We start from the raw sequence: 14753 nt of genomic DNA on the forward strand, positions 1-14753 counted from the left end.
CGGTGCGGCATGAAATGCCGCTCCGCTGAGCCGGGACCCATGCATTCACAAATTCCGTTCGTCCGGCTTTCTGGGCCCCGGCTCTGCAGCGCACCGCTGCGTGATGCGCTGCGTCCGGGACACGAGACTAGGCGAGCCTGAACCTGATCCCGGCCTTCGCGAGCCCGCCCGAAATCCCGACCGGCGTGCCATCGGCGCGCCAGCAGGCCGCACCGGTCATGGTGCCGTCATCGTGGAAGGCGATGCCGTTCATGCCGCCGGCGACCGTGGCAACGGGCTGCACCTGGTGGCCGAGCGCTGCAAGCCTGGTTCGCACGGCCTGCTCCACCTCCAGCGCATTGCCCTCGGTCCAGACCCGCGGCGCTTCGACCGCTTCCTGCAGGCTCATGCCATGGTCGATCAGATTGACCAGCGCCTGCATCGCGCTCGGGAAGATGCGCTTGCCGCCGGGCAAGCCGAGCGCGTAGCGCAGCTTGCCGTCGCGGAGCGCCATCATCGGCGACATCGAGGTCGTCACACGCTTGCCAGGCGCGAGCGATAACGCATGGCCGGGGCGCGGATCGAACAGGTTCATGTAATTGTTGGCGATGGCCCCCAGCCCCGGGATCATGATCTTGGCGCCGAACAGATTGTTGATGGTCTGCGTGGTCGCGACCACGTTGCCGAAACTATCCGCCGCCGTCATGTGCGTGGTGTGCGCGCTTTCGAGCTGAGTCACGCCCGCGCCAAAAGCCTGCGCCCGCGCCGGATCGATCGTGCGGCGGCGCTCCTCCGCATAGGCCTTTGACGTCAGCTTCTCCACGGGCACGCCGACATAGTCAGGGTCGCCGCTGGCGGCGGCGCGGTCGGCGAAGGCGATCTTCAGGACCTCGGCCAGGCAATGGATGGTCTCCGGTGTGCCGAAGCCGAGGCCACCGATGTCGTAGCCTTCAAGGATGTTCAGCATCTGCGCTATATGCACGCCGGAGGCGGCTGGCGGCGGCGGCCCGAAAATGGTCCAGCCGCGATAGTCGGCGCGGATCGGCCGCCGCTCGACAGTCTTGTAGTTGGTCAGATCGTTGCGGCGGATGAAGCCGCCGGCTTTCTCCATGTAGTCGGCGAGGATGTCGCCGAGCGGCCCCTCGTAGAGAGCCTTCTCTCCGTGGTCGGCGATGTAACGCAGCGTCTCGGCATATTCAGCCTGTACGACGCGCTCGCCGACCTTCAAGGGCTCTCCGTCAGGCAGAAAAATCGCCGCGATCGGCTTGTCCTTGCGCATCGCGGCGGCGCTCTCGCTGATGCATTCGTGCAAGTAAGGCGTCGCCGCATAGCCGCGCGCGGCGTGCTTGATCGCGGGCTGCATGACGTCGGCGAGCGACATGGTGCCGAACCTTTGCTGCGTCTCGCACCAGGCTTTCAGCGAGCCCGGCGTGGCGACGGCCTTCGGGCCATTGAGGTTCTCGTTGCCGACGGTGTCGAACACGTCATGGGCCGAGCCCGGCCTGGAGGTGTAGGTGGTGTCGCGCACCGAAGCGGGCACCGTGCTCTGGCCGTCGATGAAGCGGTGGCTGCCGTCGGCCAGCCGGATATGCGCCATGCCGCCGCCGATGATGCCGACCATCATCGGCTCGACCACGGTCAGCGTGAACAGGGTCGCGATCGCGGCATCGACGGCGTTGCCGCCGGCCGCGAGCATCTCGGCCCCGGCGCTGGAGGCCAGGGGATGGTTGCTCACCACCATGCCGCGGCTCGAGACCGCCGGCATCTTCTGGCATTCAAAGGTGGTTGCCGTCCGGTCGCGCCAATTGCCGCTCATCCCACTCACCCTTCCGATGCAAGGCGGCGAGCACACCATGCGCGCGATAATGGGTCCAGTGTTGGTACGGATTGGCTGGCATTCCCGATTCTGCCATCATTGTTACCGTTGATTCGGACATCCGCGGTCCCCTTTGGATCGGGCAGGGCACGTCCTGAGCGAGAAGAGCTCAGCATCGAGAAGCGATGCACGTTCGCGTGGCGTTACTCCCAGACCCTGGCAATCCAAAGGAATCCTCTTCCAATGCATACGATCGTACTGGCCACCCAAAAGGGCGGCAGCGGCAAGAGCACGCTTGCCATCGGCCTCGCGCTGGCTGCCAAGCAGGCCGGCTTCACCGTTCGCCTGATCGAGACCGACCCGCAGGGCACCCTGTCGAACTGGGCCCGCCGCCGCAACAACGACGATGTCGTCGTCGAGCCGATCTATCACGCCGCCGATTTCGAGCCGCGGCTAAAGATGCTGGCCGGGAGCGGCCTCCAGCTCGCAATCGTCGACACCGCGGCCGGCCTCAGCGCCGTGACCACCGCTGCGATCCGCTATTCCGACCTCTGCCTGATCCCGGCCCGCCCCAGCGTCGCCGACATCGAGGCCACCGTCTCCACCCTCAGCGTCGCGCGCGCCTGGAAGCGTCCCTACAGCTTCGTGCTGAACCAGACGCCGATCCGCGGCCAGCGCATCGACAACTCCGCCAACGCGCTCGGCGAGGAAGCCGCGCTCGATCTCACCGAGGTGCTCGCGCGCCCCATGATCGTGATGCGCAACGACCACCAGGACTCACTCGCCTCGGGCCTCGCCGTCAGCGAGTTCGCGCCGAACGGCAAGTCGACCGAGGAAATCCGCGGCCTCTGGCGCTGGGTCGAGACCCGTCTCGACCTCTCCGCCGGCAGTCTGCTGATCGATCAGGTCATGTCGGCGGCGAACGGAATGCTGCATGCCGCGGCCGAGATTTCGGCGGACGAAACTGTTCTGGCGTCCTGAGCGGGGCGATCGCTCAAGGCCCGGACGGGCTCTTCGCCATCCAGTGAATGAGCCCAGGCGACGAAGCAATCCGACCACCAGCCCGGCCGGATTGCTTCGCGTCGCGTTTTGTTGAAAACAACCCCATGCACAGTAGAACCGCTCGCGGCCGAGCTATCCCGGCGGCGGCGCGTAGACGTTTGAATCATCGGGGAAAACGGAGCTACGCCAGCTTTCGTAGCCCGGATGGAGCGCAGCCCAATCCGGGGCACCTGCATCCGCCGCGCGAAGATCCCGGATTTCGCTGCGCTCCATCCGGGCTACGGCACTTCAATCAAGCCGCCGGCCGAGCCAGGCCTCACGCCGCACGATCCACTTCTCCGACTTCGTCTGCCCATCGTGATGCGCAAGCTCGATGAGGCCGACGAATTCCGCGCCGGTCTTCTGCTTGACCCGGCGCGAGCCTTCGTTGGTCGCGGCGTTGCAGACGTAGAAATGATCGAGGCCGAGCGTGAGAAAAGCGAAATCGTTCATCGCGGCGATCGCCTCCGTCATCAATCCCCGTCGCCAGTAAGGCTCGGCCAACCAGAAACCGCGATTGCCTTTCAGACCTTTGGCGCGAGGCCGCAGATGAATAATTCCGATCGCCTCGCCATCGCTGCCCTTCAGCACCAGCACCCAGAGATGGATCTCCTCGCCGGCTGCGATCTTGTCGAGCTGTGTTCTGACGAATGTCTCCGCACCATCGGCAGGATATGGCCAGGGCACGACAGTCGAGAGATGCCGGATGATATTCCAATTGTCGAAATGACGCTGGATCGCCGGCGCGTCCGACATTGCGAGCGGGCGCAGGATCAGGCGTTCGGTCTCAAGCTGCGGCGTCGGCATGACCTGCTACTTCTGGCACTTCGGACACCAGAAGGTCGAACGGCCGTTCTGGGTGAAGCGCTTGATCGTGCCGCCACAGCGCGGGGTGGCGCATTTCTCATCCTCGCGATCGTAGACCTTGAACGAGTGCTGGAAATAGCCGAGCTCGCCCGAGGTCTGGCGATGGTCGCGCAATGACGAGCCGCCGGCCTTGATGGCGTCGTTCAGCACGGTGTGGATGGCGCCGACCAATCGCTTCGCATGATCCGTCGCCTCGCCCTTCTTGGTCGACAGGGTCGCTGCGATCCGGCGCGGCGACAGATGCGAGCGGTGCAGGGCTTCGCAGACATAGATGTTGCCGAGGCCGGCCACGACGCGCTGGTCGAGCAGCGCGGCCTTCAGGCTGGTGGTCTTGTCCTGGCAGGAGCGCGCCAGCATCGCGGCATCGAACGCATTGCCGAGCGGCTCGGGGCCAAGGTCGCGCAGCAGCGGCTCGTCGTCGAGTGCGTTGCGCGCGATCACTTTCATGTAACCGAAGCGGCGCGGATCATTGAAGACGATGTCGGCGCCCGAGGACATCCGAAACAGCACGTGGTCGTGCGCGGAATCCTTACCCTTGGGATAGTGAAACTCGCCGGGCGCGGCCTCGTTGTCCGGCTTGATGACGCGGAACGAGCCCGACATGCCCAGATGCATCAGCAGCACGTCGCCGGAGGCGAGATCGGCCATGAGATATTTTGCACGGCGGCCGAGGCCCGTGACGACCTGTCCCTGGAGCCGGGCCACGAAGTCCGGCTGGAACGGAAAGCGCAAATCGGGCCGGCGGGCCTCCGCAACGACGATTTTCGCACCCTCCATGACGGGCTGAAGGCCGCGGCGGACAGTCTCGACTTCGGGCAATTCAGGCATGGTCAGGCATTCACCTTATGAGGGCGGTGTGATAGCGCCATTGCGGCGGCCGCGCTATGGTCGGCGCCGTGGAGTAGAGTAATGGATCGGCCGGGCGAAACCACGCATTTTGGCTTCAAAGACGTTCCCCTGGGGGACAAGCAGACGCTGGTGAACGATGTGTTTCACAGCGTGGCGTCGCGCTATGACCTGATGAACGATTTGATGTCCGGTGGCCTGCACCGGGTCTGGAAGGACATCATGATCAACGCACTCGCCCCGCCCCGCGGCGACCGGCCGTTTGCGTTGCTCGACGTCGCCGGCGGCACCGGCGACATCTCGTTCCGGGCCGCCAAGGCGGCAGGTCCGGGCTTCCATGCCACCGTCTGCGACATCAATTCCGACATGCTGGCGGTGGGCCGCGAGCGCGCCGCCAAGCGCCATCTCGAAACCCAGGTCGATTTCGTCGAGGGCAATGCCGAAGCGCTCGCCTTCGCCGACCGCAGCTTCGATGCATATACGATCGCTTTCGGCATCCGCAACGTGCCCCAGATCGACAAGGCCCTGCGCGAGGCCTATCGCGTGTTGAAACCCGGCAGCCGCTTCCTGTGCCTGGAATTCTCCACCGTCGAGATGCCCGGCCTCGACAAGATCTATGATCTGTTCTCGTTCAAGGTGATCCCGCCGCTCGGCCGCATGGTCACGGGCGACGCCGAATCCTACCAGTATCTCGTCGAGTCGATCCGCAAGTTTCCGAAGCCGAATGCGTTCGCCGACATGATCCGCGACGCCGGCTTTTCCCGCGTCAGCTTTCAGACCCTGACCGGCGGCATCGTCGCACTGCATTCGGGCTGGCGTTTGTGATTTCTGCCATCACCCACATTTCGCGCCTGATCCGCGCCGCGTTCGTCTTTGCGCGCGAGGGCGTGTTCGGCTCCGTCGATCCGAGCCTGGTGCCGCCGCCCGGACAGCTCGCGCTGAAGCTTGCGCGTATCGTCGAGCGGCGCGGCCCGAAGGATAGTCCGCGCTTGTCGCGCGCACTGACCCGGATGGGCCCGGCCTATCTCAAGCTCGGACAATTTTTGGCGACACGGCCCGACGTCGTCGGCGTCGGAATGGCGCGCGACCTCGAAAGCCTGCAGGACCGCCTGCCGCCATTCTCGCAGGCCGAAGCAGAAGCTGCGATCGCAACGTCGCTGGAACGGCCGCTCAAGGACGTGTTCGTGAGCTTCGGCCCGCCAGTCGCGGCTGCCTCGATCGCGCAGGTGCATCGCGGCGAGATCGAGCGCGATGGCATGCGCAAGCCGGTCGCGGTCAAGGTGCTCAGGCCGAACGTGTCCGCGCGCTTCCGCCGCGATCTTTCCGACTTTTTCTACGTCGCGCACAAGGCCGAGGCCTACTCGGCCGAAGCGCGACGGCTCCGCCTGATCGAAGTCATCAACACGATGTCCCGCTCGGTCGCGATGGAGATGGATCTGCGGCTGGAGGCGGCTGCGCTGTCGGAGATGGCGGAGAACACGCAGAACGATCCCGACTTCCGCGTCCCGACCGTCGACTGGGACCGCACCACACACAACGTGCTGACGATGGAGTGGATCGACGGCATCGCGCTGAACGACCACAAGCGCCTCGCGGAAGCGCAGGTCGATCTGCCCGATCTCGGCCGCAAGGTGATCCAGAGCTTCCTGCGCCACGCGCTGCGCGACGGCTTCTTCCACGCCGACATGCATCCGGGCAATCTGTTCCTGGACGACGCCGGCCGCCTCGTCGCGGTCGATTTCGGCATCATGGGCCGGCTCGGCATGAAGGAGCGGCGCTTCCTCGCGGAAATCCTGCTCGGCTTCATCACGCGCGATTACCGCCGCGTCGCCGAGGTGCATTTCGAGGCGGGCTATGTGCCCGCGCATCATTCGGTCGAAAATTTTGCGCAAGCCATCCGCGCCATCGGCGAGCCCATTCATAACCGCACCGCCGAGGAAATCTCGATGGCGCGGCTATTGACGCTGCTGCTCGAGGTCACCGGCCTGTTCGACATGACGACGCGGCCCGAGCTGATCCTGCTGCAAAAGACCATGGTGGTGGTCGAGGGCGTGGCGCGCGGTTTCGATCCCAAGCTCGACATCTGGAAGGTCGCCGATCCCGTGGTGCGCGAATGGATCGAGCGCAATCTCGGGCCGATCGGCCGGGTTCAGAGTGCGCTGGCCGGCGGCGGCGACCTCACCAAAGTGCTGATGCGCCTGCCTGACATCGCCCAGCGCTCGGTCGCGGTGCTGGAGCAGCTCGAGACCATGACGCGGGAGGGCCTTCGGCTGTCGCCGGAGAGCATCGCCGCGATGGGGCGCAGCGAGGGCCGCAAGAACCGCTGGCGCACCGTGGCGCTCTGGATCATCGCCGCGACCTTCATCGGCATCCTGATCGCCGTCCGGAATCTGTGATTGCCAAAAGCGTGATTGCACTGCAATCACACGAGTGATAGCATCGCTATCATCCCGTGCTGGAGGGCGTCATGGCAAGCCTGACCATCCGTAAGCTCGACGACACCGTCAAAGCCTATTTGCGGCTGCGCTCGGCCAGAAACCGCAGATCGGTCGAGGAAGAGGTCCGGGTCATCCTGCGGGAGCTGATCGAGGGCCGCGAGGAGCCGCTGACGCCGTTTGCGGTACCGCCCGAAGCGTCACCTGCAGCCGCGTCAGCCCGCACCAGCGCCGTCCCCGAGGCCAGCATCACCCTGATTATCGGCGGCGGGATCGCGGCGTTCAAATCGCTCGACCTGATCCGCAGGCTGAAGGAGCGGCGCATCGAGGTCCGCTGCGTGCTGACCAAGGCGGCAGAGCAGTTCGTCACGCCGCTCTCGGTCAGCGCCCTCTCCCATGAGCGCGTCTACACCGACTTGTTCGATCCCCAGAGCGAGTTCGACGCCGGCCATATCCGCCTCGCGCGCGACTGCGATCTGATCGTGGTGGCGCCGGCGACCGCCGATTTGATGGCGAAGATGGCCAACGGCCATGCCGATGACCTCGCCAGCGCCATCCTGCTCGCGACCAACCGCAAGGTGCTGCTGGCGCCCGCGATGAATCCGCTGATGTGGAACAACCCGGCAACCCGCCGCAACGTCGCGCAGCTTCAGCGCGACGGCATCCTGCTGGTCGGTCCCAACTCCGGCGAAATGGCCGAAGCGGGCGAAGCCGGGGTCGGACGCATGTCGGAAGCCATCGAGATCGCCACTGCTGCCGAGAAACTGCTGCGGCCGCCGGTGCCGCGGCCGCTCGCCGGCAAGCGCGTGCTGATCACGGCGGGTCCGACCCACGAGCCGATCGATCCGGTGCGCTACATCGCCAACCGTTCCTCCGGCAAGCAAGGGTTTGCGATTGCCGCCGCCGCGCAAGCTGCCGGCGCCGAGGTGATTTTGGTCAGCGGCCCGGTGGACCTCGACGATCCCGCCGGCGTGACGGTGAAGCATGTGGAATCGGCGCGGCAGATGCTGGAGCAGGTGCAGGCTGCACTTCCCGCCGACATCGCGATCTTTGCCGCCGCCGTCGCCGACTGGCGCGTCGCCAATGAAGGCGAGCAGAAGCTGAAGAAGACTTCGGCCGGCATGCCGCCGCTTCAACTGGTCGAGAATCCCGACATCCTCGCCACGATCTCCAAGCTCACGGACAAGCGTCCGCCGCTGGTGATCGGCTTTGCCGCCGAGACCGAGCATCTCATCGACAACGCCAAGACGAAGCTCGCCCGCAAGGGCTGCGACTGGATCGTCGCCAACGACGTCTCGCCCGCCACCGGCGTGATGGGCGGCGATCGCAACACCGTGCACCTCATCAGCAAGAATGCTGAGAACAACGGCGAGATCATTGTTGATTCCTGGCCGGTGATGACCAAGGAACAGGTCGCCATCGAACTGGTCGCGCATATCGCCAAAAGCGTGACCGACAAATCCCTGGAGCCGGCATCTTGAGCACGAAGGTCACCGTCGAACTGCAGCAACTGGCCCACGCCGAAGGCCTGCCGCTGCCGGCCTACCAGACCGCGGACGCCGCCGGCCTCGATTTGATGGCGGCGGTGGCGGACAGCGAGCCGATGACGCTCGCGCCCGGCCAATATGCGCTGGTGCCGACGGGGCTTGCGATTGCGCTGCCGCCCGGGCACGAGGCCCAGGTGCGGCCACGCTCGGGGCTTGCGGCCAAGCACGGCATCACCGTGCTGAATTCGCCCGGCACGATCGACGCCGACTACCGCGGCGAGATCAAGGTGATCCTGATCAACCACGGCGCCGCGTCGTTCGTGATCAAGCGCGGCGAGCGCATTGCGCAGATGGTGATCGCACCAATGGTCCAGGCCGCCTTGGTTCCCGTGACCACGCTGTCGTCGACCGATCGCGGCGCCGGCGGCTTCGGGTCGACGGGCCGCTGAGCCGACAACAAAGGTCTCTCCGTTCCCTCCCCCCTTGTGGGGGAGGGGGGGTGCCGCACGGGGATTCTTTCCGTCGTCCTCTCAACCGCGATGCATCATCAACAAATGAGCACCTTTTCCTTGGCTACCCCTCTCCCTAACCCTCCCCCACAAGGGGGGAGGGAACGCACCTTCATTGGAGCGCCAATCGAGTCTCATCTCTTCACCCGCTAACACGCGGCAATCTCAACCGAATCACCCGCAGAATTACGTGCGACTGGAACTCAACGCCCCGCATTTTTTTGGGACCGCCTTTGCGTTCACGGTCTGGACTCTTACCGGTGGAGTCGCGGTGGGGGTATTGTCGTTTGATTCGCGCGCGACGGGGGTTGCCGCGCGTCAATTCGTGCGGTCTTGGGGCAACTATGTCAGGCGTGATCGTGTCGATGCGTCGGACGCTGTTGTCGTGCACTTCGTTGGTGCGCAACGGCTTGTTGGGAGGCGCTCTCGCAGCGCTGCTGCCGGCTGCGCCGGCTGAGGCCGCCGACCTCGTCGACACACTCTCGATATTGCTGGACTTCAACCGGCAGGAACTCGCGGTGCTGGCCACCGCGCTGGCTCTGCTCGGCTTCTCGGTCGTGGCCGCGATCCTGCTGATGCGCACACGCGTCGGCAAGGCCAAGACCGAGGCGGCGTTGCGCGCGCGAATCAGGGACCTCCAGCTGCAAACCGACCGTTTCGGCGCGCTGCTGTTTGCCGAGCCGCAGATCCTGATCTCCTGGCCGGCCGGCGACGATCGCGCGCAGATCTCGGGCGACATCGCGATGGTGCTGCCGCGCGATTCGTCGCCGCAGCGCGTGCTCGCCTTCGGAACCTGGCTGCCGCCGGAACCGGCGCTGCAGATGGATCACGCCGTCGATGCGCTGCGCGAGCGCGGTGACGGCTTCCAGCTTACGCTGACGACCGCCAACGGCCACACGCTGGAAGCGATCGGCCGCGCCATCGGCGGCCAGGCCATTGTCCGGATTCGCGAACTCTCCGGCCTGCGGCGCGAACTGGCCGAGACCCATCTGCGCTACCGGGCACTCGCCGACGAAACCGAGATGCTGCGCGGCTTCGCCGCCGCCGCGCCGTGGCCGATCTGGGCCAAGGGCGAGAACGGCGCGCTGACCTTCGCCAATCCGGCCTATGTGCGCGCGACCGAAGCGACCAGCATCATTGACGCCCAGGCACGCAAGCTCGAGCTGCTCGACAGCGCCGACCGCACCGCCATGGAGCGGGGCCTGAAAGACGCAGCTCACTTCACCTCGCGGCTGCCGATCGTGATCGGCGGCGAGCGGCGCATGTACGACGTGCGGGCCGTCAATGTCGGCCATGGCAGCGTCGGCGTCGCGATCGACGCGAGCGAAGCCGATGCGCTGAGCGCGGCCCTGGTGCGGATGGCTGAGGCGCATCGCCGCACGCTCGATCAGCTCTCTTCCGGCGTGGCCGTGTTCGACGGCCAGCGCCGGCTCGCCTTCTACAACGATTCCTACCGGCGGCTGTGGGATCTCGATCGCACCTTCCTCGACGCCCATCCCGATGATTCCAGCGTGCTCGACCAGCTCCGCGCCGCGCGCAAATTGCAGGAGCAGCCGGACTTCCGCGCCTGGAAGGCCAAGCTGCACGAGGCCTATCGCGCGGTCGAGGCGGCCAAGGACACCTGGTACCTGCCCGACGGCCGCGCGCTGTCCGTCGTCACCACGCCGAATCCCGAAGGCGGCGTCACCTATCTGTTCGACGACGTCACCGAGAGCCTCGAGCTCGCCCGCCGCTTCGACGGCATGATCCGGGTCCAGCGCGAGACGCTGGACAGCCTCGCCGAGGGCGTTGCCGTGTTCGGCAGCAACGGCAGGGCGCAGCTGTTCAATCCGGCCTTCCTGCGGATGTGGAAGCTGTCGAACGATGCCATGCGCGAGGAGCCGCATATCCAGACCGTCGAGGGCTGGTGCCATCAGCTGTTCGACGATCCCGTGGTCTGGCGCCAGATCCGCGAAGCCATCACCTCGATCGAGAACCGCGCCGACGTGCCGCTCAAGCTCGAGCGCAAGGACGGCAGCGTGCTCGACGGCATGATCCGTCCGATGCATGACGGCGCGACCATGCTGACCTTCCTCGACATCACCGACACCGAGAATGTCGAGCGCGCGCTGCGCGAGCGCAACGAGGCGCTGGAGACCGCCGACCAGATGAAGGTGGATTTCGTCCACCACGTCTCCTACGAGCTGCGCTCGCCGCTCACCACCATCATCGGCTTCGCGCATTTCCTCAGCGATCCCTCGACCGGACCGCTGACGCCGAAGCAGGCCGAATATCTCGACTACGTCACCAAATCGACCAATGCGCTGCTGGCGCTGACCAACAACATCCTGGATCTCGCCACCATCGACGCCGGCGCCATGAAGCTGGAGCTCGGCCCGGTCGATGTCAGCAAGACCATCGAGCTCGCCGCCGAAGGTATCCAGGACCGGCTCGCCACCGACCGCATCCGTCTCAAGGTCGAGATCGCGCCCGATGTCGGCAGCTTCGTCGGCGACGAGAAGCGCGTGGTGCAGGTGCTCTACAATCTGCTTGCCAACGCCGTCGGCTTCTCGCCGCAGGATTCCACCGTCGGGATCAGCGCGCGCCGCACCGAGCGCAGCGTGGTCTTTATTGTGACAGATTCCGGACCTGGAATACCCGCCGACATGAAGGACAAGGTGTTCAACTGGTTCGAAAGCCGCTCGCAGGGCTCGCGTCATCGCGGCGCCGGGCTCGGGCTTTCGCTGGTGCGCTCCTTCGTCGAGCTGCATGGCGGCAAGGTGCAGGTGGATTCGGTCGTGGGCAAAGGCACGGTCGTGATCTGCGACTTCCCGACCGACCAGGCGGCGCATCGCGACGCCGCCGAATGACAGAACCGACCACATTCTCCGTCGCGCTTCATAACGAGACGGCCACCGCGCAATTGATGGCCGACCTCGCGCTGCTGATCGGTCCCGGCGATACCATCACCCTCACCGGTGATCTCGGCGCCGGCAAGACAGCAGCCGCCCGCAGCCTGATCCGCTACCTCGCCGGCGACGACGAGCTGGAAGTGCCGAGCCCGACCTTCACGCTGGTGCAGGCCTATGAGCTGCCGGCATTTGCGGTGATGCATGCCGACCTCTATCGCGTCGAGGATGAGAGCGAGCTCGAGGAGATCGGGCTGTCGCCGCTGCCGGAGGCGACGCTGGTGCTGATCGAATGGCCCGAGCGCGCGCCCTCGGCCATGCCCGCGGACCGCATCGACATCGCGCTGACGCATCGTCCCGCACTGGGATCGAATGCGCGCGCCGCCGACGTCACGGGGTATGGCAGGAGCGCAGCGACCGTTGCTCGGTTGAAGACGTTGCGCCAATTCCTCGATGCGTCCGGCTATCTCGACGCAGGCCGCAGGCACATGGCCGGCGACGCCTCGACGCGTTCCTACGCACGGCTGGTCCGCGACGATGGTGTCGTCATTCTCATGAACTCGCCGCAGCGCCCCGATGGTGCAGCGATCTACAACGGCAAATCCTACAGTGCCGTGGTGCATCTTGCGGAGAACATCAAGCCATTCGTCGCTATCGACGAAGGTTTGCGCGCGGTCGGAATCTCGGCACCGAAGATCCACCATATCGATCTCGACCACGGCTTCCTGATCTCGGAAGACCTTGGCAGCGAAGGCGTGATCGAAGGCGATCCGCCCCGGCCGATCACCGAGCGCTATGAAGCCGCGACCGACGTGCTGGCCGTGCTGCATGGCAAGGCACTGCCGGAAACGTTGCCGGTGGACGGGCAAACCCATGCCATTCCCGCCTGGGACACCGAGGCATTGCTGATTGAAATCGGCTTGATGCCGGAATGGTATCTGCCCGATCGCAATGCGCCGTTGAGCGAAGAGAAGCGCGCGGAATTCTTTGCGATGTGGCGCGAGCTGCTGAAGAAGCCGCTGGCCGCGCCAAAAACCTGGATCATCCGCGACTACCATTCGCCGAATCTGATCTGGCTCGCGGACCGCACAGGCATGGCGCGCGTCGGGGTGATCGACTTCCAGGACACCGTGCTCGGACCGCGCTCCTACGACGTGGTGTCGCTGCTGCAGGACGCCCGCATCGACGTGCCCGAAGCCCTCGAGCTGACGCTGCTGTCGCGCTACATCAAGGCGCGCCGCGCTGAGGATGCGAGCTTCGATCCGGCCGGCTTTGCCGAGCTCTATGCCATCATGTCGGCGCAGCGCAACACGCGCCTGCTCGGCACTTTTGCGCGACTCAACCGCCGCGACGGCAAGCCGCATTATCTGCGTCACCAGCCGCGGATCTGGACCTATCTGCAGCGTTCGCTGGCGCATCCGGCCCTCGCGCATTTGCGCGAATGGTATCTCGCTAACGTCCCGCCGCCCCAATCCTGAGCTGGAACCGATTTACCGGCTGTTAGCCATCGCGCCGGTATCATCGCCCGCAGGCCGCCGGAGAAATAGGGGCTGGAGCAAGGGCAGATGGCGGTCAAGACGGACCATCGCGGCAATAGTCGGGTTGTTTTCGAACGCGGAATTCCGGCCCAGATGATGGGGATCGACGGCACCTGGCGGCGCGAATGCACCATGGAGGACGTCTCCGAAAGCGGCGCCAAGCTGACGATCGACGGCTCGGTCGAAGGTCTGCATCTGAAGGAATTTTTTCTCGTCCTGTCGTCCACCGGCCTGGCGTACCGGCGCTGCGAACTGGCCTGGGTCAATGGCGATCAGATCGGGGTCAATTTTCTCAAGCTCGGCGACAAGAAGAAAGCGCGTTCCACAGCCGCCGGGGCGTGAGAGCAACACACGTCGTACAACCGTCACGGCGGGTGGCTAAGGCCGTTGAGATGCGGTGCAGCTGACCGGGGCTCGTGCTAGGCTTGCCGCGAACGTAGAGATTCCAGAGGTTCGAGAAAGCGAAGGATGTCCGTCAAACCGACCAAATCCATGGTGCTCGCCGCAGGGTTCGGCCTGCGCATGCGTCCGCTGACGGATAAGATGCCGAAGCCGATGGTGCCCGTGGCCGGCCAGCCGCTGCTCGACCACGTGCTCGACAAGCTCGCCTCGGCCGGCGTGACCGAGGCGGTGGTCAACGTGCATTATCTGCCCGACCAGATCATCGAGCACACCGCGACGCGCCAACATCCGCGCGTGACCATCTCGGACGAGCGCGACCAGGTGCTCGGCACCGGCGGCGGCGTGGTCAAGGCGCTGCCGCTGCTCGGCGATGCGCCGTTCTACCACGTCAATTCCGACACGCTGTGGATCGACGGCGTGCGCTCCAATCTGACGCGGCTTGCCGAAAATTTCGATCCCGAGCGCATGGACATCCTGCTGCTGATGGCGCCCACCGCGACCAGCATCGGCTATAGCGGCCGCGGCGATTACGGCATGCTGCCCGACGGCGCACTGCGCAAGCGCAAGGAAAAGGAGATCGTCCCGTTCGTCTATGCGGGCGCGGCGATCCTGTCGCCGACGATCTTCGCCGATGCGCCCGAGGGCGAATTCTCGCTGACGAAAATGTTCGACCGTGCCAACGAGCAGGAGCGCCTGTTCGGCCTGCGCCTCGATGGCGTCTGGATGCATGTCGGCACGCCGGATGCGGTCCACGCCGCGGAAGAGGCGTTTTTGGAGAGCGTGGCGTAGGCCGCGCTACTCTTGTCCCGGACGCGGTGCGGCGCGAAGTGCCGCTCCGCAGAGCCGGGACCCACACTGTCCTTCGCGGAACGAAGTAACTGGGCCCCGGCTCAGCGGCGCATCACTGCGTGCTGCGCCGCGTCCGGGGCACGAGCGTGGTGCCAG

The 14753-nt window shown here is 65.5% G+C and carries 12 protein-coding genes; 9 read left to right on the plus strand and 3 right to left on the minus strand.

What is annotated here, in order from left to right:
- Positions 1-127: 127 nt before the first annotated feature.
- Positions 128-1795 carry a gamma-glutamyltransferase gene (ggt, locus tag NLM31_RS00330; protein WP_254191147.1) on the minus strand — a complete coding sequence of 556 codons (1668 nt, stop codon included), beginning with the start codon at positions 1793-1795 and terminating at the stop codon, positions 128-130.
- Positions 1796-2038: 243 nt separating this feature from the next.
- On the opposite strand from ggt, the gene NLM31_RS00335 reads away from it, so the two are divergent.
- The gene (locus tag NLM31_RS00335; RefSeq protein WP_254127186.1) at positions 2039-2776 is read left to right on the plus strand and encodes a ParA family protein; all 738 of its coding nucleotides are present in this window, start codon (positions 2039-2041) and stop codon (positions 2774-2776) included.
- Positions 2777-3085: 309 nt separating this feature from the next.
- Here the strand turns inward: NLM31_RS00335 and NLM31_RS00340 are convergent, their stop codons facing one another.
- Together NLM31_RS00340 and mutM are read right to left on the minus strand one after the other, a co-directional pair.
- Positions 3086-3643: a GNAT family N-acetyltransferase gene (locus tag NLM31_RS00340; RefSeq protein ID WP_254127188.1), complete on the minus strand. Its 558-nt coding sequence runs from the start codon at positions 3641-3643 to the stop codon at positions 3086-3088.
- A gap of 6 nt (positions 3644-3649) precedes the next feature.
- Entirely contained in the window at positions 3650-4531 is an 882-nt protein-coding gene (mutM, locus tag NLM31_RS00345; RefSeq protein WP_254127192.1) for a bifunctional DNA-formamidopyrimidine glycosylase/DNA-(apurinic or apyrimidinic site) lyase, read from the minus strand.
- Positions 4532-4612: 81 nt separating this feature from the next.
- Here mutM and ubiE point away from each other — a divergent pair, with 81 nt between their 5' ends.
- From ubiE to NLM31_RS00385, 8 genes are all read left to right on the plus strand, one after another.
- A complete protein-coding gene (gene ubiE, locus NLM31_RS00350) occupies positions 4613-5374 on the plus strand; it encodes a bifunctional demethylmenaquinone methyltransferase/2-methoxy-6-polyprenyl-1,4-benzoquinol methylase UbiE (protein ID WP_254127194.1) in 762 nt (253 codons plus the stop codon).
- A complete protein-coding gene (gene ubiB, locus NLM31_RS00355) occupies positions 5371-6945 on the plus strand; it encodes a 2-polyprenylphenol 6-hydroxylase (protein WP_254127202.1) in 1575 nt (524 codons plus the stop codon). The genes ubiE and ubiB overlap by 4 nt, the downstream gene beginning before the upstream one ends.
- A 71-nt stretch (positions 6946-7016) precedes the next feature.
- Positions 7017-8465 carry a bifunctional phosphopantothenoylcysteine decarboxylase/phosphopantothenate--cysteine ligase CoaBC gene (gene coaBC / locus NLM31_RS00360; protein WP_254191148.1) on the plus strand — a complete coding sequence of 483 codons (1449 nt, stop codon included), beginning with the start codon at positions 7017-7019 and terminating at the stop codon, positions 8463-8465.
- The gene (dut, locus tag NLM31_RS00365) at positions 8462-8920 is read left to right on the plus strand and encodes a dUTP diphosphatase (protein ID WP_254127207.1); all 459 of its coding nucleotides are present in this window, start codon (positions 8462-8464) and stop codon (positions 8918-8920) included. Before coaBC ends, dut begins: the two co-directional genes overlap by 4 nt.
- Before the next feature lie 404 nt (positions 8921-9324).
- Positions 9325-11829, plus strand: a complete 2505-nt coding sequence (locus NLM31_RS00370; RefSeq protein WP_254127209.1) for a PAS domain-containing sensor histidine kinase — start codon at positions 9325-9327, stop codon at positions 11827-11829.
- Positions 11826-13346: a tRNA (adenosine(37)-N6)-threonylcarbamoyltransferase complex ATPase subunit type 1 TsaE gene (gene tsaE / locus NLM31_RS00375; protein ID WP_254127211.1), complete on the plus strand. Its 1521-nt coding sequence runs from the start codon at positions 11826-11828 to the stop codon at positions 13344-13346. Before NLM31_RS00370 ends, tsaE begins: the two co-directional genes overlap by 4 nt.
- A gap of 87 nt (positions 13347-13433) precedes the next feature.
- Positions 13434-13748 (plus strand): PilZ domain-containing protein, encoded by a 315-nt coding sequence (locus NLM31_RS00380; protein ID WP_254127213.1) that lies wholly within the window; start codon positions 13434-13436, stop codon positions 13746-13748.
- Positions 13749-13874: 126 nt separating this feature from the next.
- Positions 13875-14597, plus strand: a complete 723-nt coding sequence (locus NLM31_RS00385; protein ID WP_254191149.1) for a nucleotidyltransferase family protein — start codon at positions 13875-13877, stop codon at positions 14595-14597.
- The last annotated feature ends 156 nt before the right edge of the window (positions 14598-14753 follow it).

The sequence above is a fragment of the Bradyrhizobium sp. CCGUVB4N genome (assembly GCF_024199945.1).
Taxonomy (GTDB): Bacteria; Pseudomonadota; Alphaproteobacteria; order Rhizobiales; family Xanthobacteraceae; genus Bradyrhizobium.

Bases quoted from the DNA above. Each gene is read 5' to 3' on its own strand.
- ggt (WP_254191147.1), bottom strand. From the start codon at position 1,795: ATGAGCGGCAATTGGCGCGACCGGACGGCAACCACCTTTGAATGCCAG.
- NLM31_RS00335 (WP_254127186.1), top strand. From the start codon at position 2,039: ATGCATACGATCGTACTGGCCACCCAAAAGGGCGGCAGCGGCAAGAGC.
- NLM31_RS00340 (WP_254127188.1), bottom strand. From the start codon at position 3,643: ATGCCGACGCCGCAGCTTGAGACCGAACGCCTGATCCTGCGCCCGCTC.
- mutM (WP_254127192.1), bottom strand. From the start codon at position 4,531: ATGCCTGAATTGCCCGAAGTCGAGACTGTCCGCCGCGGCCTTCAGCCC.
- ubiE (WP_254127194.1), top strand. From the start codon at position 4,613: ATGGATCGGCCGGGCGAAACCACGCATTTTGGCTTCAAAGACGTTCCC.
- coaBC (WP_254191148.1), top strand. From the start codon at position 7,017: ATGGCAAGCCTGACCATCCGTAAGCTCGACGACACCGTCAAAGCCTAT.
- NLM31_RS00370 (WP_254127209.1), top strand. From the start codon at position 9,325: ATGTCAGGCGTGATCGTGTCGATGCGTCGGACGCTGTTGTCGTGCACT.
- tsaE (WP_254127211.1), top strand. From the start codon at position 11,826: ATGACAGAACCGACCACATTCTCCGTCGCGCTTCATAACGAGACGGCC.
- NLM31_RS00380 (WP_254127213.1), top strand. From the start codon at position 13,434: ATGGCGGTCAAGACGGACCATCGCGGCAATAGTCGGGTTGTTTTCGAA.
- NLM31_RS00385 (WP_254191149.1), top strand. From the start codon at position 13,875: ATGTCCGTCAAACCGACCAAATCCATGGTGCTCGCCGCAGGGTTCGGC.